Source organism: Kolteria novifilia, from assembly GCA_007748055.1.
GTDB classification, from domain to species: domain Bacteria; phylum Planctomycetota; class Planctomycetia; order Kolteriales; family Kolteriaceae; genus Kolteria; species Kolteria novifilia.
On the sequence record CP036279.1, the window covers coordinates 6,744,321 to 6,769,085 of the forward strand.

The window sequence follows — 24,765 nt, forward strand, 5'->3', positions numbered from 1 at the left end:
ACGGAGTTCCCAGAACCAACGGAAACGTTCGGAATCCTTGACGGCCTCAGTCACTTTGGGTAGCTTGCCGTAAGAGAAGAGACCTTCCCGACCAAGCTCCAAGACACGGGCGTTCCCTGAATGCCCATTTTTTCGACATCCATGATGGCACGTGACATTGCCGACAAACACAGGTACGCTGCCATGTTCACGCCTGCGTGGGCATGCTCGGACGACCTCGGCAAACGACGACCATCCTCAAGCGACGATCGGACGGCCGCCACGCCGCCGCACCGATCAACCACCCCGTGAGGCCCACCATGACCCAGCCCGCGACACGATGCCGATGGTCGATGCTCCTCATCCTAACGTTGGGCGCATTCTTTCCAGGGATCGGCAAGGGGGCCAGCAATCCGACCGACTATCTCTCCGGCGTGAAACCGCTGCTGCGGGAACGCTGCTTCTCTTGCCACGGAGCCCTTAAGCAAGAGGGAGGCCTGCGTCTCGACACCGTGGCGCTCATGATTCAGGGCGGCGACTCCGGCGCGACGATCGTCCCCGGCGACGCCAGGGAGAGCTACCTTCTCGCGCGGCTCGCCGCGAACGACCTCGACGAGCGCATGCCGCCCGAGCACGAGGGCGAGCCCTTCACGGCCAAACAGCTCGCGATGGTTCGTACCTGGATCGACTCCGGAGCGCCGGCGCCGGAGGGCGAAGAGCCGGAAGCCGACCCCGAGGATCATTGGTCCTTTCAGCCGGTCGTCCGACCCGACGTTCCGCTCGGGGAGGTGGCCTGGCGGCGAAACCCGATCGACGCCTTCCTCTCGCACCGCCACCAGGAGCTTGGACTCGTTCCCCAACCCGAAGCCCCCCGGCTGCTCCAGGTCCGGCGGCTCTACCTCGACTTGGTCGGCCTACCGCCCAGTGCCGAGGAGATCGAGCGCGTCGTGAACGACCGCTCGGCCATGTGGTACGAACACCTCGTCGATCGACTCCTGGAAGATCCCCGACATGGCGAACGGTGGGCGCGGCACTGGATGGACGTCTGGCGCTATAGCGATTGGTGGGGCTATCGAGACATTCTGCGCAACAGCCAGAAGCACCTTTGGCACTGGCGCGACTGGATCGTCGAGTCGCTCAATCGCGACCTTCCCTACGACGAGATGATTCGACAGATGCTCGCCGCGGACGAACTCTATCCCGAGGACGCCGACAAGCTTCGGGCGACCGGCTTCCTCGCGCGGAACTTCTACATCTTCAACCGGAACATCTGGCTGGAGCAGACCGTCGAGCACGTCAGCAAGGGCTTCCTCGGTCTCACCATGAACTGCGTGAAGTGCCACGACCACAAGTACGATCCCTTTGAGCAAGCCGACTTCTACCGGATGCGAGCCTTCTTTGAACCCTACCACGTCCGGCTCGACATGGTTCCGGGCGAGGCGGACTACGAGCGTGACGGCGTTCCCCGTGTCTTCGACGCTCAGCTTGAGATGCCGACCTATCTGTTCGTTCGCGGTCAAGAGACTCGCCCCGACACGTCGACCCCAATCGAGCCCGGCGTCCCCGACATTCTCGCCTTCGACGAGCTGGAGATCGAACCGGTCGCCCTCCCGACGCGAGCCTGGAAGACGGAACTTCGGCCGTGGACCGCTGCCGCCCATGTGACACTCGCCGAACGCGACCTCGCGGCCGCCGAACGTTCCCTTCGAAACCTGGTCAACAAACAGAAGAAGGATTCCCACAAACCCGACGCGAAGATCGAGCGGGCGACGTGGAAGGTGAAGGAAGCCGAGGCGCGCCTCGCGTCGGTTCGCCTGCGTGCCGCGGCCAGCAAGGCGGCGCGGCCGGGAGTCGATGCGATGGCGATGATCGCGACCAGGGCGGAAGCGGTTCGCGGGGAGCGTGCCCTCGAACTCGTGAAGCGTCAGGCCGCGGTCGCCGCGAAACAACTGTCGCTCGATCAGGCGAAAGGGGATGAGAGGAACGCCAAGGCGAAGAAGGAACTCGCCAGCGCGACGAAGGCTCTGCGCGACGCCGAAGAGACCGCGTCGAAACCGGTGTTGCTGGAGGAGACCTTCACGCCCTTGGAAGGAGCGAAGTGGGCCACGACCCGCTTTCTGCACACGGGACGGGACGACCCGCCAATCACGTTCCCGGCCCATAGCTCCGGTCGGCGCACGGCCCTGGCCCGCTGGATCACGGACCGTCGCCATCCCTTGACCGCGCGGGTGGCGGCCAATCAGCTTTGGATGCGACACATGGGCGAGCCGTTGGTCGCGGATGTCTTCGACTTCGGTCGCAAGGGCTCCCAACCAACGCACCCGAAGCTGCTCGACTGGTTGGCCTCGGAACTAATGGAACACGGGTGGAGCATGCGGCATCTGCATCGCTTGATCGTGACCTCGGCGGCCTATCGGATGAGTTCCTCACTCGCGGGTGCCGAGTCGAACCTCGCGGCCGACCCCGACAATCACTACTGGTGGCGACGGACACCTGGGCGGCTCGAGTCGCAAGTGATTCGCGACTCGGTCCTGGCCTTGGCGGGAACGCTCGACCCAACGATGGGCGGCCCTTCGGTGCCACCCAAGAGTCAGGAGAACTCGAAGCGACGCAGCCTCTACTTCTTCCACTCCGACGACAAGCGGAACCTCTTTCTCACTTCCTTCGACGAGGCCCTACCGGCCGAGTGTTATCGGCGGGAACAGAGCATCGTGCCGCAGCAAGCCCTCGCCCTGAGCAACAGCAAGTTGGTCCTCGACGCGGTCGGCCAGATCGCCACCCGACTCAGCGAGCAGACGACCGACGAGGACGGCTTCCTTCGTCAAGCCTTCGTGGTGATCCTCGGCTTCGAGCCGACGGAAAGGGAGATCGCCGCCAGTCGCGAGGTTCTTCGCACCTGGCGGAGGCTGCCCGACACCTCGGAGGAGCGGGCCCGGGCGAACCTCGTATGGGCCCTGATCAATCACAACGACTTCGTCACCATTCGGTAGGATCACGACGATGGAAGAACGAACGATGAACCACGACGCGACGTACGGCTCGACTCGTCGGACGTTTCTCTCCCGCGCGGGAATGGGATTCGCCAGTCTGGCCCTGGGTGCCATGCTGCACCGCGACGGCTACGGCAGTGACGGGCACTGGTCACCACCGACCGGCGAGCCACACTTTCCCGCGAAAGCGAAGAGCGTTATCTGGCTCTTCATGAACGGTGGGGTCAGCCATATGGAGAGCTTCGACCCCAAACCGATGCTGACCAAGTACGGCGGCAAGACGATCGCCGAGACCCCGTTCGCGGAGACGCAGAACCCCGAGAAGCTGGCCCTGGCGCGGGCGGCGGTCCCGGACGCGAACGGCCAACAGCGCAACAAGCTCTTCCCGCTGCAAGTCGGTTTCCGCCGGCATGGCGCCAGCGGCATCGAGGTCAGCGACTGGTTTCCCAACCTCGCCAAGCAGGTCGACAAGCTGGCGGTGGTGCGGTCGATGTGGACGACCGACAGCAACCACGCGGCGCAGCGCGAGTTTCACCAGGGACGCAACCGGATCGACGGCTACTTCCCGACCCTCGGCGCTTGGGTCCACTATGGACTCGGGTCGCTCAACGACAACCTGCCGCAGTACATCTCCGTCGGCACCCGGCCGATCTGGAACAAGAAGGATGGGCTCTACCTCGGACCGGCCAACGACGCGGTGCCGCTGCGGATCGACCCCGACAATCCGCTCGACTACAGCCGTCCCCAAGGGACCTTTTCGAGGAAAGAACAGTCGATCGGCAAGGACTACATCGACAAACTCAACGCCCTGCGCGGCGAACGCTACCCCGACGATGACGCGATGGCCGCACGGATCAAGTCGTACGAACTCGCGTTTCGCATGCAGACTTCCGTTCCCGACGTCGTCGACTTCACCCAGGAGTCGGAGGAGACGAAAACGCTCTACGGCATCGACCGCAAGGAGTGTGAGGACTTCGGGACCAAGCTCCTCGCGGCCCGCCGGTTCGTCGAACAGGGGGTGCGCTTCATCCAGGTCCAGCATGGCGGAGGCGGGGCGGGCGCTTGGGATGCCCATTCCGGCCTGAAGAAGAATCACGCGAAGAACGCCCTGGCGGTCGATCGGCCGATCGCGGGGTTGCTCGCGGACCTCGCCCAGCGGGGGTTGCTCGACGAGACGCTCGTGGTCTTCGCCAGCGAGTTTGGTCGCACGCCCGGGTCACAGGGGAGCGATGGCCGCGATCATCACGTCTACGGCTTCTCGGTTTGGATGGCGGGAGGCGGGATCAAGGGGGGCGTGGTTCACGGCAAGACCGACGAGATCGGCTTTCACGCCGTCGAGGACCGGCACTACGTCACCGACATCCACGCGACGATCCTGAAGCAACTCGGGCTCGATTCCCGCAAGCTCGAGATCCCCGGCCGCAAACGTCTGGTCATCGACCACGGCCAGCCAATCGACGCGATCATCGCGTAGCGTTTGCTGGTCATCCCCTGCCCGCGTTCGCGTGGGCATGTCGTCCGAGAAGCGACGACCGTTCCTCCTCCCTCCCTCTGACCACCACTCCAATCTGCCCTCGACCACGCAAGGTCTTGTCCGCGGCGTGGGCCGTTGACGTGCCCCTTCCCGGTTCGAGCTTCGCGGTCGTCGAGGCTCGCGACGAGGCCTTCGGAGAGATCGCGGAATTCCCGTTGATTGGACACCTCCCCGGATGTAATACTAAGTATTACCAATAATCCGGGTCATGTTTCTCCGAGGAAAATCATCCATGCAACCACTCCCCGTCACGGTCCTGTCCGGGTTCCTAGGCGCCGGCAAGACCACGGTGCTGAACCACATCCTGGGCAATCGCGCGGGCCGACGGGTCGCCGTCATCGTCAATGACATGAGCGAGATCAACGTCGACGCCAACCTGGTTCGCGGCGAGACCGCACTGAGCCGAACCGACGAACAACTCGTCGAGATGACCAACGGCTGCATCTGTTGCACACTCCGCGAGGACCTGCTCCTCGAAGTTGGCCGGCTCGCTCGCGAGGGCCGCTTCGACCACCTGCTCATCGAGTCGACGGGCATCTCCGAGCCACTGCCGGTCGCGGAGACCTTCACTTTCGAGGACGAATCGGGAGCGAGCCTCTCGTCGATCGCCCGTCTCGACACGCTCGCGACCGTGATCGACGCCTCGACGATTCTCGAACAGCTCGAGTCGGTCGCCGATCTGCGTTCGCTCGGTCTGTCGGCCGGCGAGGAGGACGATCGCGACTTGGCGCAGCTCGTGGTCGACCAGATCGAGTTCGCCGACACGCTGATCATCAACAAGTGCGACCTCGTCTCCGGGGACGAACTCGGCGCGATCGAGGCCCTGCTTCGGCAGTTCAACCGCAAGGCGATCATCTTACGGTCCTCGCGCGGCCAGGTTCCCCTCGACGAATTGCTCGACACGGGGCGTTTCAGCTTCGAGCGAGCGGCCGAGGCCCCCGGTTGGCTGCGAACCCTACGGGGCGAGGAGTCGAGCGAGACCGACGAATACGGCATCGGCAGTTTTGTCTACCGCGCCGCCCGCCCCTTTCATCCGACTCGGCTTTGGACGCTCCTGGTCGGCGACACCTTTCGGCCGGTCCTGCGTGCGAAGGGCTTCGTTTGGCTGGCGACCCGGGTGGAGTTGGCGGGAATCTTCTCGTTGGCCGGTCACATCTGCTCGATTGAGCCGGCCGGATACTGGCCCGACCCGCGGGAGGCCCCCGAAGGCGAGCTTCCTCCTCGACAGGAGATCGCGCTGATCGGCCAAGACCTCGACGTGGCGGGACTGACCGCGACGCTCGACGATTGCCTGCTCACCGACGACGAACTCGCCATTGGCCCGACTCAATGGTGCGCCATGGACGACCCGTTCCCCGCATGGGTTCTCCAGCAGGATGAGGCCTCCGCGCCATGAGCCCCTTGGGACAACGGCCTCTTTGGCTTGTTCGACGGCCGCGACGACGCTCGGGCCTCTCGGCATCGGCCGCCGGCGCCGAACTCTCCAAGGAAGCGGTCCGACTCTTCGAGATGCAGCTCTGGTGTTGGGGGCTGGACATCCGGGCGGCCCGCGACAATCTCTTGTTGACCTACGGCCTGGAACGCCAGCGTCCCCCGAGCGATGAGTGCGGTTCCAGCTTCTATCGGGGACGTTTCGACGATCTCGACGTCGGGCTCTGGGGATTCGGCGTCGTGGTCGCGTTGCCGACGGAGGGGAGTCTCTTCGTCCGACGCTATCACTCTCCCGTCCGCTGTTCGTGTTCGTGCGAGTTGCCCGACGGCGTTCATTCGCCCGACGACATTCGCGGCTTCAAGAGCCCCCGGGCCAGTGCCGACCTCCAGCGAGCCCACCGGCTGCTCCATCGGCTCTTCGCGTGGATCGCCGACTACGAACGGTGGGTTCGCGAGTCCCTCGGCAAAGGCTACCGCACGCAATGCGTCACGAAGTGGTCCCGCTACCGGGGCGAGGAGAGCACCACGATTCCGGAACAATGGGAGGCCCTAACATGCGTCAGCGGATGAAGTGCGTCGAGGTGGCGATTGTCGGCGCGGGTGCCGCCGGTGTCGGCGTCGGCATCGCTCTCCAAGATCTCGGGCTTAACAACTTCGTCATCGTCGATCGTGGCCGAGTCGGCGAGTCGTTCCGTCGGTGGCCGCGAGAAATGCGATTCATCACGCCCTCGTTCTACAGCAATGGCTTCGGCCTATTGGACCTCAACTCGGTATCGCCGACGACTTCTCCCGCCTTCACTCTTGGGGAACAAAACCCGACCGGCCTCCAGTACGCGGCTTACTTGGAGGCCCTTGCGACCTATCGTCATTTGCCGGCCGAAACCAAGACGAACGTTCACTCCATTACCCGTGACAAGAACGGACGCTTCCTGCTGAGGACCGACCGAGAAGACTACGAAGCCCAGTACCTAATCTGGGGCACGGGCGAGTTTCAGTACCCGAACAGGTGTCCGTTCGTCGGCTCCGAGCACTGCGTCCACACCTCGTGCGTCCAGTCGTGGGCCGAGTTGAGTGGCAGCGAGTTCGCCATCATCGGCGGCTTCGAGAGCGGTGTCGACGCGGCAACCCACCTCGCGAGCACCGCCGATCGAATCACCTTGATCGACCGCAACCCCATCGGGATCTCCGACGATCCCGACCCGAGTGGCTCGCTCGTCCCTACCTCCGCGCTCAGGTTGCGCGACCTTCTCGATCGAGACAAACTCGTCCTACGCCCCGATTTCCACGTCGTGGCCGTCGAACGAACGAGTGACGCCTTCGTCATTCGCTCGCACGCGGATGATCGCGTCACGGTTTCGTCGCCCCCGCTGTTGGCCACCGGTTTCCTTGGCGGGCAAACGCTCATTCAAGGACTGTTCGAGAATGACCCGGAAGGCTTCCCCATGCTGACCCCCCAAGACGAGTCAGTAAAGACACAGGGCCTCTTCCTTGTCGGTCCCAAGGTACGCCATGAGGGCTTGCTGTTCTGCTTCATCTACAAGTTTCGCCAGCGGTTCGCCGTCGTCGCGGCCGCGATCGGCGAACGCCTCGGGGTCGACACGAGCGACTTCATCGACTACTACCGCGAGGCGGGCATGTACTTGGACGACTTCAGTTGTTGCGGCGAGTCTTGCGAATGCTGAGCGGCTACTGTTCGCATACTCCGGTCGTCACTCATCTCGGGCGCCAGCGATCACGTGAGGCTGGCCGACATTTCGTTCACATGCGCGAACCACCCATGGACTCAAACACCACCACACTTCCAAAACGCGTCGACGCCCTCGTCACCGCGACAGTGATCGGCAAGGAGGGAGCCGGGAAGACCCAGCTCTGCGCCTCTCTCTCCGGAGGAAAAAGACCCGCGAGCAACTACCTCGGAGCCACTGTCGAGGTGGAAAAGTACTCCACCGGTGAACTGGCTCTGCTCGATACGCCCGGCATCCTTCTCCGATCGGATACCGAAACGACGCGTTTGGCGCTCGCTCAACTCGTCGGCGATCCCGTCGTCTTGATCGTCGTCGCCGCGGACCGACTCACCACCGACCTCAACGACCTGTTGCCACTCGTCGCCGGCAAACGGGGCGGAATCGTCGTCACTTGGTTTGACCAAGTCGCGAACCAGGAGAAAGCGCGAGAGCGGCTCCACCATCTCGAGAAGGAGATCGGCGTGCCCGTTCACGCGATCGACGCCCGTCGTCTTCCGCAAGAGCGACGACGGGAACTGCTCGCCTCCCTTCGTGAGCCACTCCGATTCCAAAAACAATCGTTGGAAGAGCCCTTCGCACTCGACCTCGCTCAGAGAACTCGCCCGTCATCCCGTTCCAAGGGCTCGATCGCGACCTCGCTTCGACTCCTCGCCGGAGTTCTTCTCTTGCTGCTACCGGCGCTCGCGACGATCTTTCTCGCGAACACGATTGCGGGCTGGCTCGATCCGGCTGTCTCCTCTTGGATCACTCCCGTGATCGACTCCATCAACGGAAGCCCGCTCGTCCCGAATATCGTCAAGGCACCACTGTCGGGCGAGTTTGGATTGCTGCCGATGGGCCCGTTTCTGTTGGTCTGGGCATTCCCCACCGTTCTTCTCTACGCGCTCATCTTGGGCGCCTACAAGGCGAGTGGGTTGATCGAAGCCATCAACCAGTACCTCGAACCAATCTGTCGTCCAATCGGCCTGACGGGACGGGATGTCGTTCGCGTGATGATGGGACTCGGATGCAACGTCCCCGCGGTGATCGCGACGCGGGCATGTTCCCGATGCACGCGCCAACCCACGATTCAAGCCATCGCGTTCGGAGCGGCGTGCTCCTACCAACTTCCCGCATCGCTTTCGGTCTTCGTTGCCGCCGGGAGCCCTTGGTTGGCGCTCGTCTTCCTAGGCTATCTCGCGTTCAGCACCTTCACCTACCTGTGGCTCACGAAGCCCCGAGCCGCCCCATCCGACTTGACCATCATCAACGTCGGGCCGTCGGTGCATCTGTGCTGGCCTTCACCGCAAGCGATCGGCTGGGAAGCGCGCTCGACGATCCGGCAATTCGTGACCCAAGCGATGCCGGTCTTCTTCGTGATCTGTGTCGCTGCCGCCTACCTCGCCTCCTCGGGTGTGCTCGCAATGGTCTCCCGATGGCTGGAGCCGGCGATGGCGCTCGTTCGACTGCCTGCCGAGGCCGCGCTTCCCGTCATCATGGCCTCGATCCGCAAGGATGGGATCTTCCTACTCACCGACTCGGTGGCGACGAACCAGATGACGCCGCTCCAAGCCTTGGTGGGAGTCTTCCTGGCAGGTTCGCTCCTGCCCTGCATCGTCACGGTGATGACCATCGCTCGCGAAACCAATTGGTCCGCGTGCGCCCGGTTGCTTTGCCGCCAGGCCGCGGCCGCCGTGGGATTCACGCTGATCTTGGCCTGGGGAGGCGCGTTGTTGGTCGCCGCGTTGGGGTAGATCGCGACGCTGGCCAAGCCCCTACATCGAAAAACCGTTGTAAAACAATTCAGCGAGAAGCATACTTTGTTATACTGAAGTATACTTCGTTTTACCTGCTCCATTCAACGCGAGACGACAGCGTGCGCCCCAGTCCCTCCAAGCCTGCCAAGACCGCTCGCGCCCGACAGCTTCTCGCTTGGCTGACAACTCGAGAGATCAGAGAGGATTGGAACGCGTATCTTCCGTGGCGAAATCGGCTCGGGGCGATGCTGATCGTCGCGACCATCGCCGGAGTCTGCGGAGTCTACGGTTCCAGTCGGGCGTTCCTGATCATGACGTTCGCCGTGGCGATTGTGGTTCTGGGGGTCGTTTGGCCTTGGATGAACGCTCGCGCCTTGCGGGGCACCCTGTCGCTCGACCGACGCCGGGCCACCGAGGGGCAGACGATCGTCGTCACCCTAACGTTGACCAACCGCCTGCCGTGGCCCGTTCACTGGATCGCCGTCGATCTCGGGGGCATGCAATCCAAGCCGATCGAGGAGACCGGCGACACCGAGCGGGCCGACACCTTCATCGCCGTCGTTGGCGGCCGCCGAACGATCACCACGACCTGGTCGATGAAAGCCCACCGTCGGGGACTCTTCCCGCGCCAAACCCCGCGGCTTCGCTGCGCGTTTCCCTTCGGCCTGTGGCGAGCCAGTCGACCGATCGCGATCGAACGCACCGCTTTGATCTGGCCAAAGCCCGCCCCCGCTCCCCCCTTGCCCGAAACCTGGGGCGAACGCCGAACCCACGGCGAACTGCTCAACGACCGCGTCGGCACCGCCGGCGAGATGCTCGGCGTCCGTCCCTACCGCATGGGCGACTCGCTGCGCCGCGTCCACTGGGGCCAGACCGCGCGACACGATCGCATGATCGTCTGCGAACTGCAATCGACAACGGTCCCCTTTGTCCGCATCGTGCTCGATTCCCAGATTCGAACGATGCTTGACGCCTCCTTGGAAACGACGGCCGACGAACTCGACCATTGGGAACGGGCGATTCGACTCGTCGCGGGGATTCACGACCAAGCGATCGCACGCGGGGCGGCCGTGGAGATTCTCTGCGGCGCGCAGATGATCAGCGGTTCCCGACATGTCGCCTTCGACGCGCTGGCGCAGCTTCCCGATCGGACCGCCCCGGAGGACGAACTGACGGCGACACCTCTGCAAGAACCCTCGATCGACATCGCCTTTCAGTATGTCGTCAGCATCGACGGCGCGCCGTTGGCCAATCAGGTCCTTGGCAGTCACCGGGCGAACTGGCGACTGCTTCGCGCCGATCGTCAACCGACCTCCACAATTGGCGACCATCGGGAACGACGGGACCATCGTCTGGAGGTCCCCGCGTGAACTCCGAACGTCTCGCCGGCTACTCGACGATCGCTCTCGCGGGCATCGGCTCGCTGGCTATTCAGGACGCGATCGCCGGTCCGCTCGGATCGCTCGTCGACCGAACGCTCTTTCCGTCGCTGTTCGTGGTGGTCAGTCTCGTGAGCTTCCAATGGCTCTCGAAACGAGCTCGGCCCGATCGCCCCTACCCACGCGTGATGGCGGGCGTCTCGCTCGGACTGCTCCTCGCGCCGGCCCCTGTTGAATGGCTCACCCGGTCGCTCGCCGACGTGGGCATTCCCTACGAACTCGTCATGATCGCGGGACTGCGCAACGTGACGCTCGGACTCGCGGCGGCCTCGTGCTGGCGACGCTATCGCAACATCGCCGCCGCCCTGAGCGCCTTTTGTTTGCTCTTCGCCTGCACGCTCGACACGACCTGGCTCACGCTGGGCTGTGTCGCGGCGTACACCGTGGCCGGGAGTCTCTGGCTGATGGTGCAGTATCAGTCCGCCCTGCGCATCGAATCGGAGAACCAACCGACCGCGAGCATGCCGATCCCCGCTTTCGGCATCGTCTTGCTCGTTCTCTTCGCCGCGTTGGGAGTGGTCGCCGGCGCGGGTGAGTCGGTGACCTATGCCCTGGGCGAGTTGATGCCGACCTCCGGCGGGACCGGGGCCCGCGACCCGTTCGCGCGCGGCGGCATCGGCGATGGTGACGACGTCGTCGCGGGCGAGGACGTCCAATCGGACGGCGGCGATAGCGACATCCACCTCAGTTCCCCTGAACCCTCCCTCTACGACGTCTTCAACGAGCTCTACGGCGAGCCGCAGATGCCGAAGAACATGCAGCGGGCGATCGCTCTGCCCAGTGAGCGGATTCGCGAGCCCGACAAGGTCTCGAAGAACCACCAAGCGGGGCGCGAGTTCAGCCTGCATCGCCGACGCACCCAACGACGTCCCGCGCCGCGCGATCTCGTCGCCGACGCGCAGCTCTATGTCGACGGCAAGTCACCACAGCACTTGCCGTTGGTCGCCTACGATGAGTTTGACGGCTGGCGATGGCACGAGGCCGAGCACGCTCCCAGGCACGTCGATCTCGAGAAGACCCTGGCGGGATGGCTAAAGTCGCCCGAACCTGAGCGCGAATACGAAGGGGGAACCGAGCGTTACCGCATCAAGGTCGGCAAGCTCGAAACCCGCGGCCTGCCCTTCCCGCGCCGCGTTGTCTCGTTCAAACTCGGGGCGGTCGATCGCGCCGATTTCTTCCGCATGGCCTACCCCGGAATCATCTCGCTCGCGGACGCCTCCTCGACGCTTCCCCCCGGCACCATCCTCCACGTCGAGGCCGCGACCCTCGACTGGGAGGCCCTGGAGGAGCTGAGCCCGCACTCGCTCTTGCGTACCTCGACGGGCCAAGCCCATGCCGATCCATCCGACGGGGGACTCTCGAAGCGAACCGCCGAACTCGTCGACCAGTGGGCCGCCGAGTATCCTCCGGGTCCGAAACAAGTGGCCGGCGTCGTCGAACGACTCCGGGACCGGTGTCGCCTCGATCGCGACGCGATTGTTCCCTCTTCCGTCGACGGTCCGGTTGACTACTTCCTGTTCGAGTCGCGCAAGGGTCCCGACTACCTCTTCGCGACCACGGCGACGTTGGCCCTTCGCCATCTGGGCTATACCGCGCGGGCGGTGTCGGGGTTCTACGTCAACCCGGCCCGCTATGACGCCCACGGCCGCACCACCCCCGTCGTCACGGAGGACGCTCACTTCTGGACGGAGGTCCAACTGGCCAACGGCGATTGGATCACCCAGGAACCGACTCCCGGCTACTTTCGGACGCCGCCGACCCTGACGTGGGAAGAGTGGGCGTGGACCGTGGTCGCCGGCGCCATGCGCTACCTCATCGACCACGCGGCCGCCGTTGCTGCCATCCTCTTGGCAGTCGGACTCGTCACGCTCTATCGTCGCCGCGTCGCGGATGTCGGCTTGGTGGGCGTCTGGTGGGTAGGGATTCGCTGCCAGCGTCGGGCCAGCGTCGCTTGGACGCTCTGGCTCCTGGAGCGACGTGCCACGCTGGCGGGACATCGCCGACCTCCCGGCCAGACCCCGAGCCGCTGGCTAGGCCCCTTGACCGCATTGGCGAGCGAGCCGAGTGACGCGCTATCGACATTTCTTCAGACCTTCGAACGCGTCGCCTACGGCGCGGGCGTGGAGGACGCGACCTCCTTTCGTCTATGCGGACAGGTCGTCCGCGACTGGAAGCTCGCGACATTGCGAAGCGCCCTGAGTGAATTCATCACCATCGTCCCGGAGAGGTAAGGCGTCGTATGGCAGCGACCGAGGAGTTGACCAATAGCAACGAGTTCGTGGCGGCGAACGGCGATGCGCGGGAGTGCGTCTATCAAGCCGCCATCGACCGGATGCGGATCTCGCTCAACGACGCCCTGCGTGGGAAACGCGAGGTGGTCGAGTTGGTCCTCGCCTGCCTGCTCGCCCGCGGGCACTTGCTGATCGAGGACATCCCGGGTCTCGGAAAGACGACCATCGCCAAGGCGCTCGCGGCCGCGGTCGGCGGAAAGTTCGCCCGGATGCAGTGCACGCCCGACCTTCTGCCGGGAGACATCACCGGGTTCAACATCTTCAACCAGAAGACGCGCGAGTTCGAATTCCTGCCCGGTCCGGTCTTCGCCGACGTCCTCCTGGCCGACGAGATCAATCGGGCGACGCCGCGGACGCAAAGCGCCCTCTTCGAAGCGATGGCCGAGCGACAAGTCACCGTCGACAACTGTTGCCGGCACCTTTCGGAGGGCTTTTTCGTCATCGCGACCCAGAACCCGATCGAGCAGCACGGGACTTATCCGCTTCCGGAAGCCCAGCTCGATCGTTTCGCGATCAAACTCAGCATCGGCTACCCCGATCCCGAGAACGAGTGCGAGATGCTCGCCGCCCACGTCGGCACGGGCACGCAAGTTCGGAAGGTGGCGACCGCGGACATCACGCCCGAACAGCTCCTGGTACTGCAACGTCACATCGAGTCGGTCGCCGTCGCCGACTCGGTGCGGCGCTACTTGATCGACGTCGCGTGGGCCACGCGAAGGCACGCGGCGGTGACGCTGCCAATCAGTCCTCGCGGCGTCCTGATCTGGCAACGCATGGGACAAGCTTGGGCCCATCTGCGTGGTCGCGACTTCACGACGCCGGACGACTTCCAAGAGGTCGCGCCCCACGTGCTCGGCGTTCGCTTGTCGGGAGACTTCTCCGACCCCGGGGCGATCATCGCCGAGATCCTCGAGACGGTTCCCGTTCCCGTCGCGTAAAAGACAGGTGAGACGACGTGAGTATTTTCCTTGGCACCATGGTCATCCGAGGCATTCAGGTCCTCCTCGAGGCGGCGCCGACGTTGCTCTGCGGCGTCGTCTTCGCCGGCTTGCTGCGTCACCTGGTCAAGCCCGACTACGTGCGACGTCTCTTCGCACGCACCGACTTCGGCGGCTTGGTCAAGGCCTCCTTCGTCGGCATGCTCATCCCCGTCGGTTCGCTGGGCGTCCTTCCGATTCTTCGCGAGCTGCGCCGACTCGGGGCCCGAACGCCGAACCTGCTCAGCTTCGCCCTGGCGGCACCGATGCTCAACCCGATCACCCTCGTCTACGGCTTGACGGTCCTGCGACCGCCGATCTTTCTGCTGCTCGTCGCCGTGACGCTGCTGGTCTCCCTCGCGGTCGGAGGCCTCACCAACCGCTGGTCCACGCGAGAGAGAACCCCGGTGGAGGACGTCGAGCCGACTCGCTCGTCGTCGCTGCGGCTGGTCAACTCGCTCATCGCCAGCGCACGACTCTGCGCGGGGCCGACCGCGCTGGATGTTCTTCTCGTGATGGTGGTGACGGGCCTCGCGGCCGCGTTCGTCCCGATCTATCCCTTGACGAGTTCCCTCAAGTACACCGACCCGTGGGCGCCGCCCCTGATGGCGTTGGTCGCGTTTCCCGCGTACGTCTCGCCGGCGATGGGCGTCGTGCAGATGGGGGCGATCTCGTCGATTCAGTTCTCCCTCGGAGCGGCGGTCGCGATCCATGTCTTCGGCGTCGGCCTGAACGTGATCCTGCCGTACTGGGTCGCGCGGATCTACGGCGTGCGACGCGCCATCGCGCTCGGCTTCGTCGTCATCGCGGCGACCCTCGCGTTGGGCTATGCCTCCGACGCGATCTTCGAACACCCCCTGGGGAGCGAACAGGACACCCACGCGCTCGACCAGTATGGACAGGTCCGCCACCTCCTCGCTCCCGAACGTCTCTGGCAACTCCTCGAGGAGGCGAGCATTCCCGTCTACGTCGCGCTGGGAACGCTGCTGGGACTGCTCGTCACCGGCACGATCCTTCGCCTCACGGGAACCGAACGCCTAAAGGAGTCTCCCGCGGCGGCCGAAGTCGCCCACAACGATTCGATTTGGAACAAGCAGATTCCCCAACCGTGGCCATCGATCGTCGGTGTCGTCAGCGCGCTGGCGGTGGTGGTGATGCTGATCTACGTCTACTACCCGCCCGTCGAGGAGCTCTTCGACGAGATGTCCAGCGTGCGGGCCAACGCGATCTCCGCCTACCGGGTCGGTACCCCGGAGCTGGCTCGGCAAGAGTTTCAGACCTGGGACTACCTCGCCGGGAAGCTCCCTATCGCTGCGGTCCTGCGGCGCGGCTCCGTGTCGGCCGAGGCCCGAACGCGAACCGGCGCCTTTCGCGACATGCTCGCCCGCGTGCGGGACTCCGTCGGAACGACCTCGAAGATCGAGAAGGACAAGCTGATTCGCGAACTGACCGACTCCTACAGCGAATGTCGCGAGGCATATCGTGCCGCCGGCAACACCGAGCGTGAGGGCGCGACATGACCGACGCGACGAAGGGATCGCCAGCGCCCACTCCCCGCAAGTCCTCCGAATCGCGCGGCGTGATCGTCGCCGTCGCGCTGACCGCCTCAATCGAATTGGTGGTCGCGGCGAGTGCGGGGATCACGCTCGAACTGGTCAGCCTGGTCGCCTTGGCTCTCCAGGCCGCGTTGGTAGCGACGGCCGGTTGGCTGACGCTCGATGCCTGCTCGATCCGCAAGAAGCAGTTCGCCAGCGAGACACCCGACGACGACAAGGAAGAACCGCAGGCGTCCTTCGAGGAGGCCCGCTCGATGCACGCGGTCTTTCTGGCGGTGCCGGTCGCGGTCGTTCTCTTTCTCGCCTCGTTCCAGCTCTATTCCCACGCCCTGACGGTCGGCGGTCGTCCGATGCCGGGCGTTCCGGCCGCGATCGCGCTTGCCGGCCTATTGGTCTTCTGCGTCTGGCGCGGCTTGACCCGACTGATCGCAAACCCGGCCGAGTCGCCGCTTCCCGAACAGCGGGCCCTCTTGCTCGCCGCTCGCGAGAGTCAAGTCGCCCTGCTGCTGACGTGCCTGGCGCTGTTCGTTTCGGAGACGTGGCCAGCACTCGACCAATGGGTCGGGATGGGGGTGATCCTCTGGGTGCTCGTCACCGGGGCCGAACTCCTCGTGCGCGCGGTCGGCCTCTGGTCCTTTCCGCCGTCCAGCGACGAGCGCTTCCAATCGCCGACGACGCTGACGACGCGCGAGTTGATCTTCGCCTCCCGCAACCCCGTCGCGAGTCTCTTCGACACCATCGAACGTCGCTGGGGAGTCGGGCTGCGATCGACTTGGGCCGTCGGCTTCGTCCGGCGCGCCTTTGTCCCCTTACTGGGCGCGATCGTCTTGATGACTTGGCTGCTGACGTCGCTCGTCGTGGTCGAGGTCAACCAACTCGGTGTCCGCTTGACGCTTGGCCGCATGGAACCGAGACCGCTCGGGCCGGGGATGCACCTCGTCTTGCCGTGGCCCTTCGGATCGGTCCTGCGCGTCGACGTCACCGAAGTGCGGACACTGCCGATTGGCTACGAACCGGGTGAGGAGGCGGGCCCCGAAACCGGAACGCGGGCACTCTTGTGGACCAAGGCTCACGCGAAGAGTGAGGACGCGTTCGTCCTTGGCGACGGCATCGAAGTCGTCGCGATCAACGCGCTGGTCTACTACCGCGTGTCAGCCGAGCCCGACCGCTTTCGCGAGTTCGTCTACTCCTACAGCGACCCGACCGCGGCGCTACGGGACTACGCCGAGCAGGCGGTGATGGAAGAGACCCGTTCGGCGACCCTGGCCCAGGTTCTCTCCGATGACCGCAAGGCCTTCGCGAAACGAATCGCCCGCCGCATCGCGAGGGCTTGTCGGGAGAACGCGGTCGGCGTCGACATCGTCGATGTCGCGATCGTCAACCTCCACCCGCCAATGACCGTGGCCCCGGACTACCTCGACGTCATCAGCGGTCGCTTGCAAGCGACGCGAGCCATCACCGAGGCCTCCGGTTGGGCGAGCAAAACGGTCGAAGCGGCTCGTTCCGAACGAGCCAGCGCCGTCGCCATCGCCAAGATCGAGTCCGAACGCCGCGTCAGCGAAGCCCTGGTCGCCACGTCGCGTCTGCGGGCCTTGGCCGAGGCGCTCGCCATCGACCGCGCCGCGCTGTCGCTGCGGCTCTGGTTCGACACACTCGAGACGGCCTTGGCCGACAAGCCTCTCTTTCTGATCGAAACAACGTTGCTCCAACGCCAAGGGTCGCTGTTGCTCGACTTGAACAAGCCGACCAGCCTCCCGCTCGAGCAAGTCATCGCGGAACCCGTCCAGTGAAAGCGCGCGAATGAATGACAGCAGCATGACAAACGCGACTCCCGACCGACCCAGCGGAGCCAGTCGCCTCGCGCGGCTGGGGATCGCGATCGGATTGGTCGTCCTGATCGTCGGCTACAGCGCCTACTTCCAGATCCCCGAAGGCTCCGGCGCGGTGGTGACCCGCTTCGGCAATCCCGTTCGGGAGATCCTCGCGCCGGGCCCCTACGCCAAGCTCCCCTGGCCGATCGACCAAGTCCATCCGATCGACCTTCGCAAGCAAGTCTTCAATACGCCCTACACCGCCACCTTCACCAAGGATCGCAAGAACGTCGTCGTGCTCGCCTACGTTGTCTGGCGCGTCGAGCAACCGCTTCGGTTCCTACAGGCGGTCGGAAGCCTCCAAGCCGGGGCGAGCAAACTCGACGGCATGGTCACCGCCGCGAAGAACGTCGAGTTCGGCAACCATGAACTCACCGCGCTGGTCTCCACCGACGCCGACACCATCAAGACCGACGCGATCGACCAAGCGATCCTCGAACAGGTTCGCGGCCCCGCCCAGGAAAAGTTCGGCATCGTCGTCGACCAGGTCGGCATCAAGCGGATCGCCTATCCGGAGGAGAACGTCGCGGCCGTCCTTGCCCAGATGAGGGCCGAGCGGGTCGCCGAGGCCGATCGCCTCCGCGAGGAGGGCACGACCGAAGCCAACCGAATTCGCGACGACGCCCGCGTCGAGGCCGAGCAGATCTTGCGGAGCGGACGACAGGAAGCGGGCCGGATTCGCGCCAAGGCCGAGAGCGAAGCGGCGGCGATCTACGCCGCCGTGCGGGAACTCGATCCGAGTTTCTACCGCTATTGGCGCTCGCTGGAGGCCGTCAAAGCGACCCTCGGCGCCAAAGCGACCATCATCATGACGACCGAACAGGGGTTCTTCGACGTCCTCTCCCCACCAACCGAGAAAGCTCCTCCCGACACTCCGTCGCTCGAGAAGCAGTCGATTTCGCGACGGGGTGAACCGTGAAGCGTCGCCTCTCCCGGTTGACCGATGCCCTCGACGCCGGCTCGCGCGCGCTGCGCTGGGTCTTCGCGGTCCTCGTCCTGTCGTTTCTCTGCTCGGGAATCACCAGCGTGCCGCCCGGTAGCGTCGCCCTCGTGCTTCGCTTCGGCCGACTCCAGGGAGCGACGCGCGACGAGCAGATCAATCAGCCAGGCCTCTTGCTGGCGTGGCCCTACCCGATCGACGAAGTGATCGACGTGCCGGTGCGCCGCGAAGGGGAACTCATCCTCGCCGACCTTTGGAACTCGCTCGAGACGGCGATCGGACCAACGATCGATCCCCTCGTCGAAGGCTACGCCCTCACCGGCGATCGGAACATCGTTCAAACCAAGATGGCGGTCAAGTACCGCATCGCCGACCCAATCAACTATCGACTTCGGGTGGAGAAACCCGAGCGTGTCCTCCGCGATGTCGTGCTCGCCTCCGTGACCGAGACGCTGGTCGAATGGCCCGTCGACGAAGCCCTTCGCTTACAACGCGGCGATGCCGAGCGAGATTCCGCGGCTTCGCTACGGCGTCTATCGACGGCGGTCGAGGAACGGGCCCAAGGCCGTCTCGACCAGATCGACATCGGGATTCGGCTGACGACGATCGAGTTCACCGAGATGCATCCCCCACGTCATGTCGTCGACGCGTTTCGCGATGTCCAGAGCGCGAAGATCCAGAAGGAGACCGCCAAGCGGGAAGCGGAGGGGTTCGCGAGCAAGACCTTGTTGCAGGCCAAGGCGGAGGTCAATCGCGTCGTCGCCGACGCCAAGCAGCAAGAGCAGTCGATGCTCGGTACCGCGACGACTAGGGCGGACGTCTTTCGCCAAGTCCACGCCGCCTACCGGAAGGAGCCGACGGTCGTCCGCGATCGACTCTACTTCGAGACGATGGAGTTCGTCCGTCGCCAGGTCGGACGGCTCGACTTCGTTACTCCCGGAACGCGTTTATTCCTGCGTGGCGGGGAGGTCACCCAATGAGTTCCCTCGCGATGACGGCAAGTGCCCAACTCGAACGTCGTCTCGATTCCGTGTTGACCGGAACGGAACGTCGCCGAATCGCGGTCCAACTCGGCTCGGCGATGATCGCTGGCGGTCTCTTAATCGTCGGCTTGTCGCAGATCTGGTTGGGGCCGCCGGAACAGCGTTCGGTCGGCGAGTTGACGATGGGACTGGCCGCGCTGATCGTCGCCCTTCCGATCATCGTCGACGGCGCCCGCGGTCTCTGGACCTCCGACCCGAACTCGCAGAGCAACCAACTCGTCGCGCTCGCGGCACTCGCCGCCATGGCCTCGGGCGACTTCATCACCGCGACACTCGTTCCGGTCATTGTTCATCTCGGGCACTTTCTCGAGGAACGAAGTCTCCTCGGGGCGCAAGCCGCGATCGAGGGGCTCGAGCGTCTAACGGCCCGGCGAGCGATGCTGCTGACCGACGACGGCGAGGTCGCGGTCGACCCCGACTCCCTGCGGGGCGGTGACATCGTCGTCGTTCGGCCGGGCGATGTTCTGCCCGCCGACGGTGAGGTCGTTCTCGGCGAGTCGACGATCGACCAGTCGATGATGACAGGCGAGTCGATCCCGGTCGATGCTTCGGAAGGCTGTCTCGTCTTCGCGGGTTGCGTCAACCTGACGGGGATGATTCGTATTCGCGTCGACAAGGCGGGAGAACGAACGACGCTGGGGCGACTTCGAGAGATGCTCGCCGCGGCCGAGCAATCGAAGACGCCCGTGGCCAAGGCGATCGAGCGCTATGTCGGCTACTACGTGCCGCTGGTGCTGATCATCGCGGCGGCCGTCCTCTTTCTCACCCGCGATCCGTCGCGCGCGATCGCCATTCTGGTCGTCGCCTGCCCCGTCGGCTTTCTGCTCGCGGGCCCCTCGGCGATGATCGCGTGCCTGGCGGTCGCCTCACGGCTGGGCGTGCTGATCAAGAACAGCAAGTTCGTCGAAGTGCTGGCCGATGTCGAGGTCGCGGTCCTCGACAAGACGGGAACCGTCACGTACGGCAAACTCGAACTGATCGGCGCGGAACCTTGCGGGGAGCATTCCGTCGCGGTCCTCCACGACTCGGCGTTCGCGTGCGCCCATGGCTCGCTTCATCCGGTGAGCCGTGCGGTCGTCGCGGCGGTCCATGCCTCCGACCCGACCCGGGAACGTCCGCTCGGCGAGATCCACGAGACAGCGGGAAAGGGAGTCCGTGCGACGATCGGGGAGTTGGTCCACTACCTCGGCCGCGCGGATTGGCTCACGCAGCAAGGGTTCGCGATGCCCGAGGAACCGGCGCACGAGGGACCGGTCGTTTGGGTCGCGCGAGCCGACTCAAGAACCGATGCGCGAGAGGTCCTCGGGTGCCTTCTCTTCGCCGACCGTCCGCGCGAGGACGCTCATCACGCCATTGAGGAACTGCGCGAACTCGACATCGAGCGAGTCGTCCTACTGACGGGGGATCGGCGGCGGGTTGCCGAGCCCATCGGCCAGCACCTCGGCGTCGATGAGGTGATCGCGGACGTCTTGCCGGAAGAGAAACTCGAGGCAGTGCGCCACGAACGTCACGCGGCGGCGACCCAGGAACCGATGTCGGTCTTGGTTGTCGGCGACGGCGTTAACGATTCCCCAGCGTTGACCGAAGGGGACGTCGGGGTCGCGATGGGGGCGATGGGTTCGGACATCGCGATGCAAAGCGCCGACATCGTCTTGATGGGGGCCGACCTGCGGCGACTCCCGGCGATGATCCGTCTTTCCCGGCTCACCCGACGCGCGATCCATCAGAACCTCGCGGTCGGCATCGTGGTCCCGCTGGGCATGATCTTGCTCGCCTCGGCCGGTATCGTGACCCCTCTCGCGGGCGCCGTCCTGCATCACGTCGGCGAATCGTTCGTCCTCTTCAACAGTGCCCGCCTTCTCCGTTTTCGGTAGCACGCCTCCTCTCGATTCCGTCTTGCTTCCCGTCAGCATACCTGGCAGACTTATTTATGAAAACAGAATCAGCATCCCTCGGGTCGGCGATGCTTTGGACGGGTCGTCGTGTGGACGTTGGATGGGGCAACTCGCGGGCCACCGCGCATGCCCACGAATTTCACGAAGACGTGGGGATGAGATCCAAGACCAACCTCATACGGGTGACATCCGGGGATCGGGGCGCAATCGGCGGGAGAAGGGGGAGAGACGTGATGAGCGGCGACGAATCGAACGCGAGTGTCCAAGAGGCCCATCTGCTCCGTGGCGACGCGAGCGTTTTCCGCTACGAGGAGAAATCGAGCCCGACCTCCTCGAACCTCGACCTGCTCACCTACGGACACTATCGCTTGGCGCCAAGCGGCTCCAGTGACGCGATCGCGCATCCCGACCAGGAAGCCCTCCTCTTCTGCCTCGACGGGAACCCGGAGGTCGAGTTGGGGGAGGATCGCTACGCGCTGGGGCACTACGACACGCTCTACGTCCCTCGAGGAGCGGCTTACCGTTTTCGGAATCCCGTCGACGCGGAGGCCCTCCTCGTGGTCTGCCGTGCTCCGGCGGCGACGACTCATCCTGTCGTTCATTCGTCCTGGGAAAAGATCCGCGCCGACGAGACACGGATCAGGCATCTCGACAAGAAGGATGTCTTCCTGATGTTCGATGTCACGGAGTCGGCGGATCATCTCATCGCCGGCTACACGATCTTCGAGCCCCACGCGCGCTCGTGGCCGCCACACAATCATACGGACCAGGAGGAGGTCTACATCTTCACTCGTGGACGTGGGGCGATGGAGGTCTACGCGAGCGAGGAGGAGAAGACCTTCGTGCACTCCGTCGACGAACTCGACGCGGTGACGATCCCGCTACTGAACTACCATCCGGTCTTCAGCCATGACGAAGAGTTGCACTTCATCTGGTGCATCGCCGGCGAGCGCTACTGGGTCGGCGACAAGAACAGCGACTTCATGGACGGGTCGGTCGATCGGCTGACGACGTAGCCCCCTTCTCAAGAGTTGGTTCGTCCTGTTGACGAGGTGTCGGAACACGACGTTGTTTCCGCAAAGCCCTCGGCAAGCGCAAGCATTCCCTTGGGGCTCACGCTGGCGTGGACATTGCACCCAAGACAAGATTCCCCCCCCAAGAGTTACTCGGCCCCGTCCCGACGGCCAGCGAGGCGAAGGTCCCCTACCGGGGCAGTTCTTTCCCCTTGGTCTCGGGCAGAAAGAACATCAGAACCACGCCGACCAGGAACAACGAACCGAGCGCCGTGATGGCGAGGCGAAGGTCGACTCCCTGCTGCGACTTCAGCCAGCCGGAGAAGAGGAGAACGGGCACCGCGAGAACTCGGCCGCCGTTGAAACAGAAGCTTGTCCCCGTCGCGCGGAGATGGGTGGGAAAGAGTTCGGGGAAGTAGATCGCGTATCCCGAATGGATCCCGAGCGTGAAAAACCCGAAAACGGGAAGGATCACCAAGAGCTGCGGGAAGGAACCGGGCAGGTAGCACGTCACCGGGACGATGAGGAAGGCCAACAATTGCATCGCCACGAACGAGAAGCGCCGTCCGAAACGTGCACAGAGAGGGCCAAAGGCCAATAGCCCCAGTCCGCCTCCCGCGGTCTGGACGATGCCGAAGGCGAACTTCGCGTTCCTCGAAGCGATGTCGGGGCTGGTTCCCTCGCGGAGTAGGAGTTCGCGTGCCAGGTCCTGTCCCGCCACCGTCACCGACCAGAACGTTCCCAGCCCGATGGCGGCCAGCGCCATGCCGAGCAGCGCTCGACTCCCCCATTGGGGCGTGAGCAGCAGTTCCCGGAAACTGCCAAGTTGCCGTCCCCCCTCCGACGACTCCGCTTCCGACTTGGTCGCTTGCCAGGACTCGGGCTCGCGAACGCTGGAGCGGATCCAGAGGACCAGGAGGGCGGGGATGATCCCGATTAGGTAGGCGTAACGCCATTGGGCTCCTACCGCGATGCCGGCCAGCGCGGCGAACCAGGTCCCGAGCACGCTCGACGCTTGAAAGATGCCCGACGCGTGCGCCCGGGCCCGAACGGGAAAGACCTCGGCGACTAGGCTGGCCGCGACCGCCCATTCGCCTCCTACCCCCAGGGCGACGAGGAAGCGAAGGGCCGCGACTTGCCAGAGTTCGGTGGCGAAGAAGGTCAAACCGGAGAAGAGCGAGTACATCAGGATGGTGACGACCATGATCGGACGCCGTCCGAAGCGGTCGGCCAGCGATCCCGCCGCCAGTCCGCCGACAGTTCCTCCCAAAAGGAAGATTGCCAGGAAGAAGTCTCCGTAGCGTTTGACGTCCCCGCCCTCGCCGCCGAGGATGTCCGAGAGCATCTGGGTGCGGGTGATGTTGAAGACCTGACCTTCGTAGACATCGAAGACCCAGCCCGCCGAGGCGATGGCGAGGACCAGCCACTGGTAGCGAGTGACGCCGTGGTACCAACGTTCCGTCTTTTCGGACGTGCTATTCATGGTTGCTCTCTTTGTGTCGCGAATGACCATCCCGCGTGGTGACGGCCACGTGTCAAAAGGCCCCGATCCGTTTCCAGCTCGCGTGGAACCGAAACGCCTCCGCCGCCCGCACGCGAGCCTGGGCGCCTCGCGTCGAGTACTGCCGAACCATCACCTCTTCCAAGGGCGATAGGTTCTCGTCCCCGCCGCGAGCGAGTTGGCTCGCGTGGCAGGCCAACATGCGGTGCTTGACGTCGACGACCTCCGAGACGTCGATGTAGCCATGCGGTTCGAAGGCAATCATCTCGACGTTGTCCATCCACCAGAGGACCGGCGGCTCCGCGAGGGGCTCGTGCTCGGTCGCGTACCCGGTCGAGGCGCTCATCCACGACGCGACATCGACGAGGGCGGAGGTCGCGCGATGGTCGGTGTGGTAGTCGCTGGGCGAGTGGCCGAGGAGCAGCGTCGGACGGAAACGCCGCAGGATGTCGACCACGACCCGGCGCGATGCGGGGGAATCGTACAGCTCGCTGTCCCCGAACTCTCCGGTGAACAGCTCGGCGCCGAGGATCTCCGCGGCGGACATCATCTCCTCACGGCGGACATCGGCAAGGTTGGCGATCGGTTCGTTCGGCTGACCCTTGTCGCCGCGACAGAGCACGCCGATGCCAACGGCCGCGCCATCGTGTTTGGCCCGCGCCAGCGTTCCAGCGCAGAGCAACTCGGCGTCGTCGGGATGCGCAACGATGGCGAGCACCCGTTCATTTGCGAAATCGAGCCTCATGAGTTCGCTTCGTCTCCCACCTCGGAGGTGATCGAATGATTCGCCGCCGCCCAGTGTCCTGACGGACCAGTTCGCTTGA

At 64.7% G+C, this 24,765-nt stretch carries 17 protein-coding genes; 15 read left to right on the top strand and 2 right to left on the bottom strand.

Going from position 1 to position 24,765, the window contains the following annotated elements; translation table 11 throughout:
- Positions 1-332: 332 nt before the first annotated feature.
- The 15 genes from Pan216_RS24765 to Pan216_RS24835 all read left to right on the top strand — a co-directional run bounded on the left by Pan216_RS24765 (position 333) and on the right by Pan216_RS24835 (position 22,443).
- The gene (locus Pan216_RS24765) at positions 333-2,969 is read left to right on the top strand and encodes a DUF1553 domain-containing protein (protein ID WP_419192956.1); all 2,637 of its coding nucleotides are present in this window, start codon (positions 333-335) and stop codon (positions 2,967-2,969) included.
- 10 nt (positions 2,970-2,979) lie between these two features.
- Positions 2,980-4,443 carry a DUF1501 domain-containing protein gene (locus Pan216_RS24770; protein ID WP_419192957.1) on the top strand — a complete coding sequence of 488 codons (1,464 nt, stop codon included), beginning with the start codon at positions 2,980-2,982 and terminating at the stop codon, positions 4,441-4,443.
- Positions 4,444-4,735: 292 nt separating this feature from the next.
- On the top strand, positions 4,736-5,899 hold the full coding sequence (locus Pan216_RS24775) for a GTP-binding protein (protein ID WP_419192958.1): 1,164 nt from the start codon (positions 4,736-4,738) through the stop codon (positions 5,897-5,899).
- Complete coding sequence (locus Pan216_RS24780) at positions 5,896-6,504, top strand: hypothetical protein (RefSeq protein ID WP_145262405.1); 609 nt, start codon at positions 5,896-5,898, stop codon at positions 6,502-6,504. Before Pan216_RS24775 ends, Pan216_RS24780 begins: the two co-directional genes overlap by 4 nt.
- Entirely contained in the window at positions 6,489-7,616 is a 1,128-nt protein-coding gene (locus Pan216_RS24785) for an NAD(P)/FAD-dependent oxidoreductase (protein WP_419192959.1), read from the top strand. Before Pan216_RS24780 ends, Pan216_RS24785 begins: the two co-directional genes overlap by 16 nt.
- A gap of 95 nt (positions 7,617-7,711) precedes the next feature.
- Positions 7,712-9,412: a nucleoside recognition domain-containing protein gene (locus tag Pan216_RS24790; protein WP_145262409.1), complete on the top strand. Its 1,701-nt coding sequence runs from the start codon at positions 7,712-7,714 to the stop codon at positions 9,410-9,412.
- Between the two features lie 122 nt (positions 9,413-9,534).
- Positions 9,535-10,785, top strand: a complete 1,251-nt coding sequence (locus Pan216_RS24795) for a DUF58 domain-containing protein (protein WP_145262411.1) — start codon at positions 9,535-9,537, stop codon at positions 10,783-10,785.
- Positions 10,782-13,085 carry a transglutaminase domain-containing protein gene (locus tag Pan216_RS24800; RefSeq protein ID WP_145262413.1) on the top strand — a complete coding sequence of 768 codons (2,304 nt, stop codon included), beginning with the start codon at positions 10,782-10,784 and terminating at the stop codon, positions 13,083-13,085. The genes Pan216_RS24795 and Pan216_RS24800 overlap by 4 nt, the downstream gene beginning before the upstream one ends.
- Positions 13,086-13,093: 8 nt before the next feature.
- On the top strand, positions 13,094-14,083 hold the full coding sequence (locus tag Pan216_RS24805) for an AAA family ATPase (RefSeq protein WP_145262415.1): 990 nt from the start codon (positions 13,094-13,096) through the stop codon (positions 14,081-14,083).
- Positions 14,084-14,100: 17 nt separating this feature from the next.
- A complete protein-coding gene (locus Pan216_RS24810) occupies positions 14,101-15,642 on the top strand; it encodes a permease (protein WP_145262417.1) in 1,542 nt (513 codons plus the stop codon).
- On the top strand, positions 15,639-17,468 hold the full coding sequence (locus tag Pan216_RS24815) for an SPFH domain-containing protein (protein ID WP_145262419.1): 1,830 nt from the start codon (positions 15,639-15,641) through the stop codon (positions 17,466-17,468). Before Pan216_RS24810 ends, Pan216_RS24815 begins: the two co-directional genes overlap by 4 nt.
- 25 nt (positions 17,469-17,493) lie before the next feature.
- The gene (hflC, locus tag Pan216_RS24820; protein ID WP_419192960.1) at positions 17,494-18,468 is read left to right on the top strand and encodes a protease modulator HflC; all 975 of its coding nucleotides are present in this window, start codon (positions 17,494-17,496) and stop codon (positions 18,466-18,468) included.
- A complete protein-coding gene (gene hflK / locus Pan216_RS24825; protein WP_145262422.1) occupies positions 18,465-19,469 on the top strand; it encodes a protease modulator HflK in 1,005 nt (334 codons plus the stop codon). The genes hflC and hflK overlap by 4 nt, the downstream gene beginning before the upstream one ends.
- The gene (locus tag Pan216_RS24830) at positions 19,466-21,406 is read left to right on the top strand and encodes a heavy metal translocating P-type ATPase (protein ID WP_145262424.1); all 1,941 of its coding nucleotides are present in this window, start codon (positions 19,466-19,468) and stop codon (positions 21,404-21,406) included. The genes hflK and Pan216_RS24830 overlap by 4 nt, the downstream gene beginning before the upstream one ends.
- Positions 21,407-21,660: 254 nt before the next feature.
- Positions 21,661-22,443, top strand: coding sequence for a cupin domain-containing protein (locus Pan216_RS24835; RefSeq protein WP_419192961.1), 783 nt, complete (start codon positions 21,661-21,663; stop codon positions 22,441-22,443).
- A 187-nt stretch (positions 22,444-22,630) separates the two neighbouring features.
- On the opposite strand, the gene Pan216_RS24840 is transcribed toward Pan216_RS24835, so the two are convergent.
- Both Pan216_RS24840 and Pan216_RS24845 read right to left on the bottom strand, forming a co-directional pair.
- Complete coding sequence (locus tag Pan216_RS24840; protein ID WP_145262428.1) at positions 22,631-23,923, bottom strand: MFS transporter; 1,293 nt, start codon at positions 23,921-23,923, stop codon at positions 22,631-22,633.
- A gap of 52 nt (positions 23,924-23,975) precedes the next feature.
- Positions 23,976-24,686 (bottom strand): PIG-L deacetylase family protein, encoded by a 711-nt coding sequence (locus tag Pan216_RS24845; RefSeq protein ID WP_145262430.1) that lies wholly within the window; start codon positions 24,684-24,686, stop codon positions 23,976-23,978.
- Between the last annotated feature and the right edge of the window lie 79 nt (positions 24,687-24,765).

What these genes read in the sequence shown, in the direction of transcription:
- Pan216_RS24845 (WP_145262430.1), bottom strand. Translation starts at nt 24,686, where the DNA reads ATGAGGCTCGATTTCGCAAATGAACGGGTGCTCGCCATCGTTGCGCAT.
- Pan216_RS24775 (WP_419192958.1), top strand. Translation starts at nt 4,736, where the DNA reads ATGCAACCACTCCCCGTCACGGTCCTGTCCGGGTTCCTAGGCGCCGGC.
- Pan216_RS24770 (WP_419192957.1), top strand. Translation starts at nt 2,980, where the DNA reads ATGGAAGAACGAACGATGAACCACGACGCGACGTACGGCTCGACTCGT.
- Pan216_RS24780 (WP_145262405.1), top strand. Translation starts at nt 5,896, where the DNA reads ATGAGCCCCTTGGGACAACGGCCTCTTTGGCTTGTTCGACGGCCGCGA.
- Pan216_RS24790 (WP_145262409.1), top strand. Translation starts at nt 7,712, where the DNA reads ATGGACTCAAACACCACCACACTTCCAAAACGCGTCGACGCCCTCGTC.
- Pan216_RS24815 (WP_145262419.1), top strand. Translation starts at nt 15,639, where the DNA reads ATGACCGACGCGACGAAGGGATCGCCAGCGCCCACTCCCCGCAAGTCC.
- Pan216_RS24840 (WP_145262428.1), bottom strand. Translation starts at nt 23,923, where the DNA reads ATGAATAGCACGTCCGAAAAGACGGAACGTTGGTACCACGGCGTCACT.
- hflC (WP_419192960.1), top strand. Translation starts at nt 17,494, where the DNA reads ATGACAAACGCGACTCCCGACCGACCCAGCGGAGCCAGTCGCCTCGCG.
- Pan216_RS24805 (WP_145262415.1), top strand. Translation starts at nt 13,094, where the DNA reads ATGGCAGCGACCGAGGAGTTGACCAATAGCAACGAGTTCGTGGCGGCG.
- Pan216_RS24765 (WP_419192956.1), top strand. Translation starts at nt 333, where the DNA reads ATGCTCCTCATCCTAACGTTGGGCGCATTCTTTCCAGGGATCGGCAAG.
- Pan216_RS24785 (WP_419192959.1), top strand. Translation starts at nt 6,489, where the DNA reads ATGCGTCAGCGGATGAAGTGCGTCGAGGTGGCGATTGTCGGCGCGGGT.
- Pan216_RS24830 (WP_145262424.1), top strand. Translation starts at nt 19,466, where the DNA reads ATGAGTTCCCTCGCGATGACGGCAAGTGCCCAACTCGAACGTCGTCTC.
- Pan216_RS24835 (WP_419192961.1), top strand. Translation starts at nt 21,661, where the DNA reads ATGAGCGGCGACGAATCGAACGCGAGTGTCCAAGAGGCCCATCTGCTC.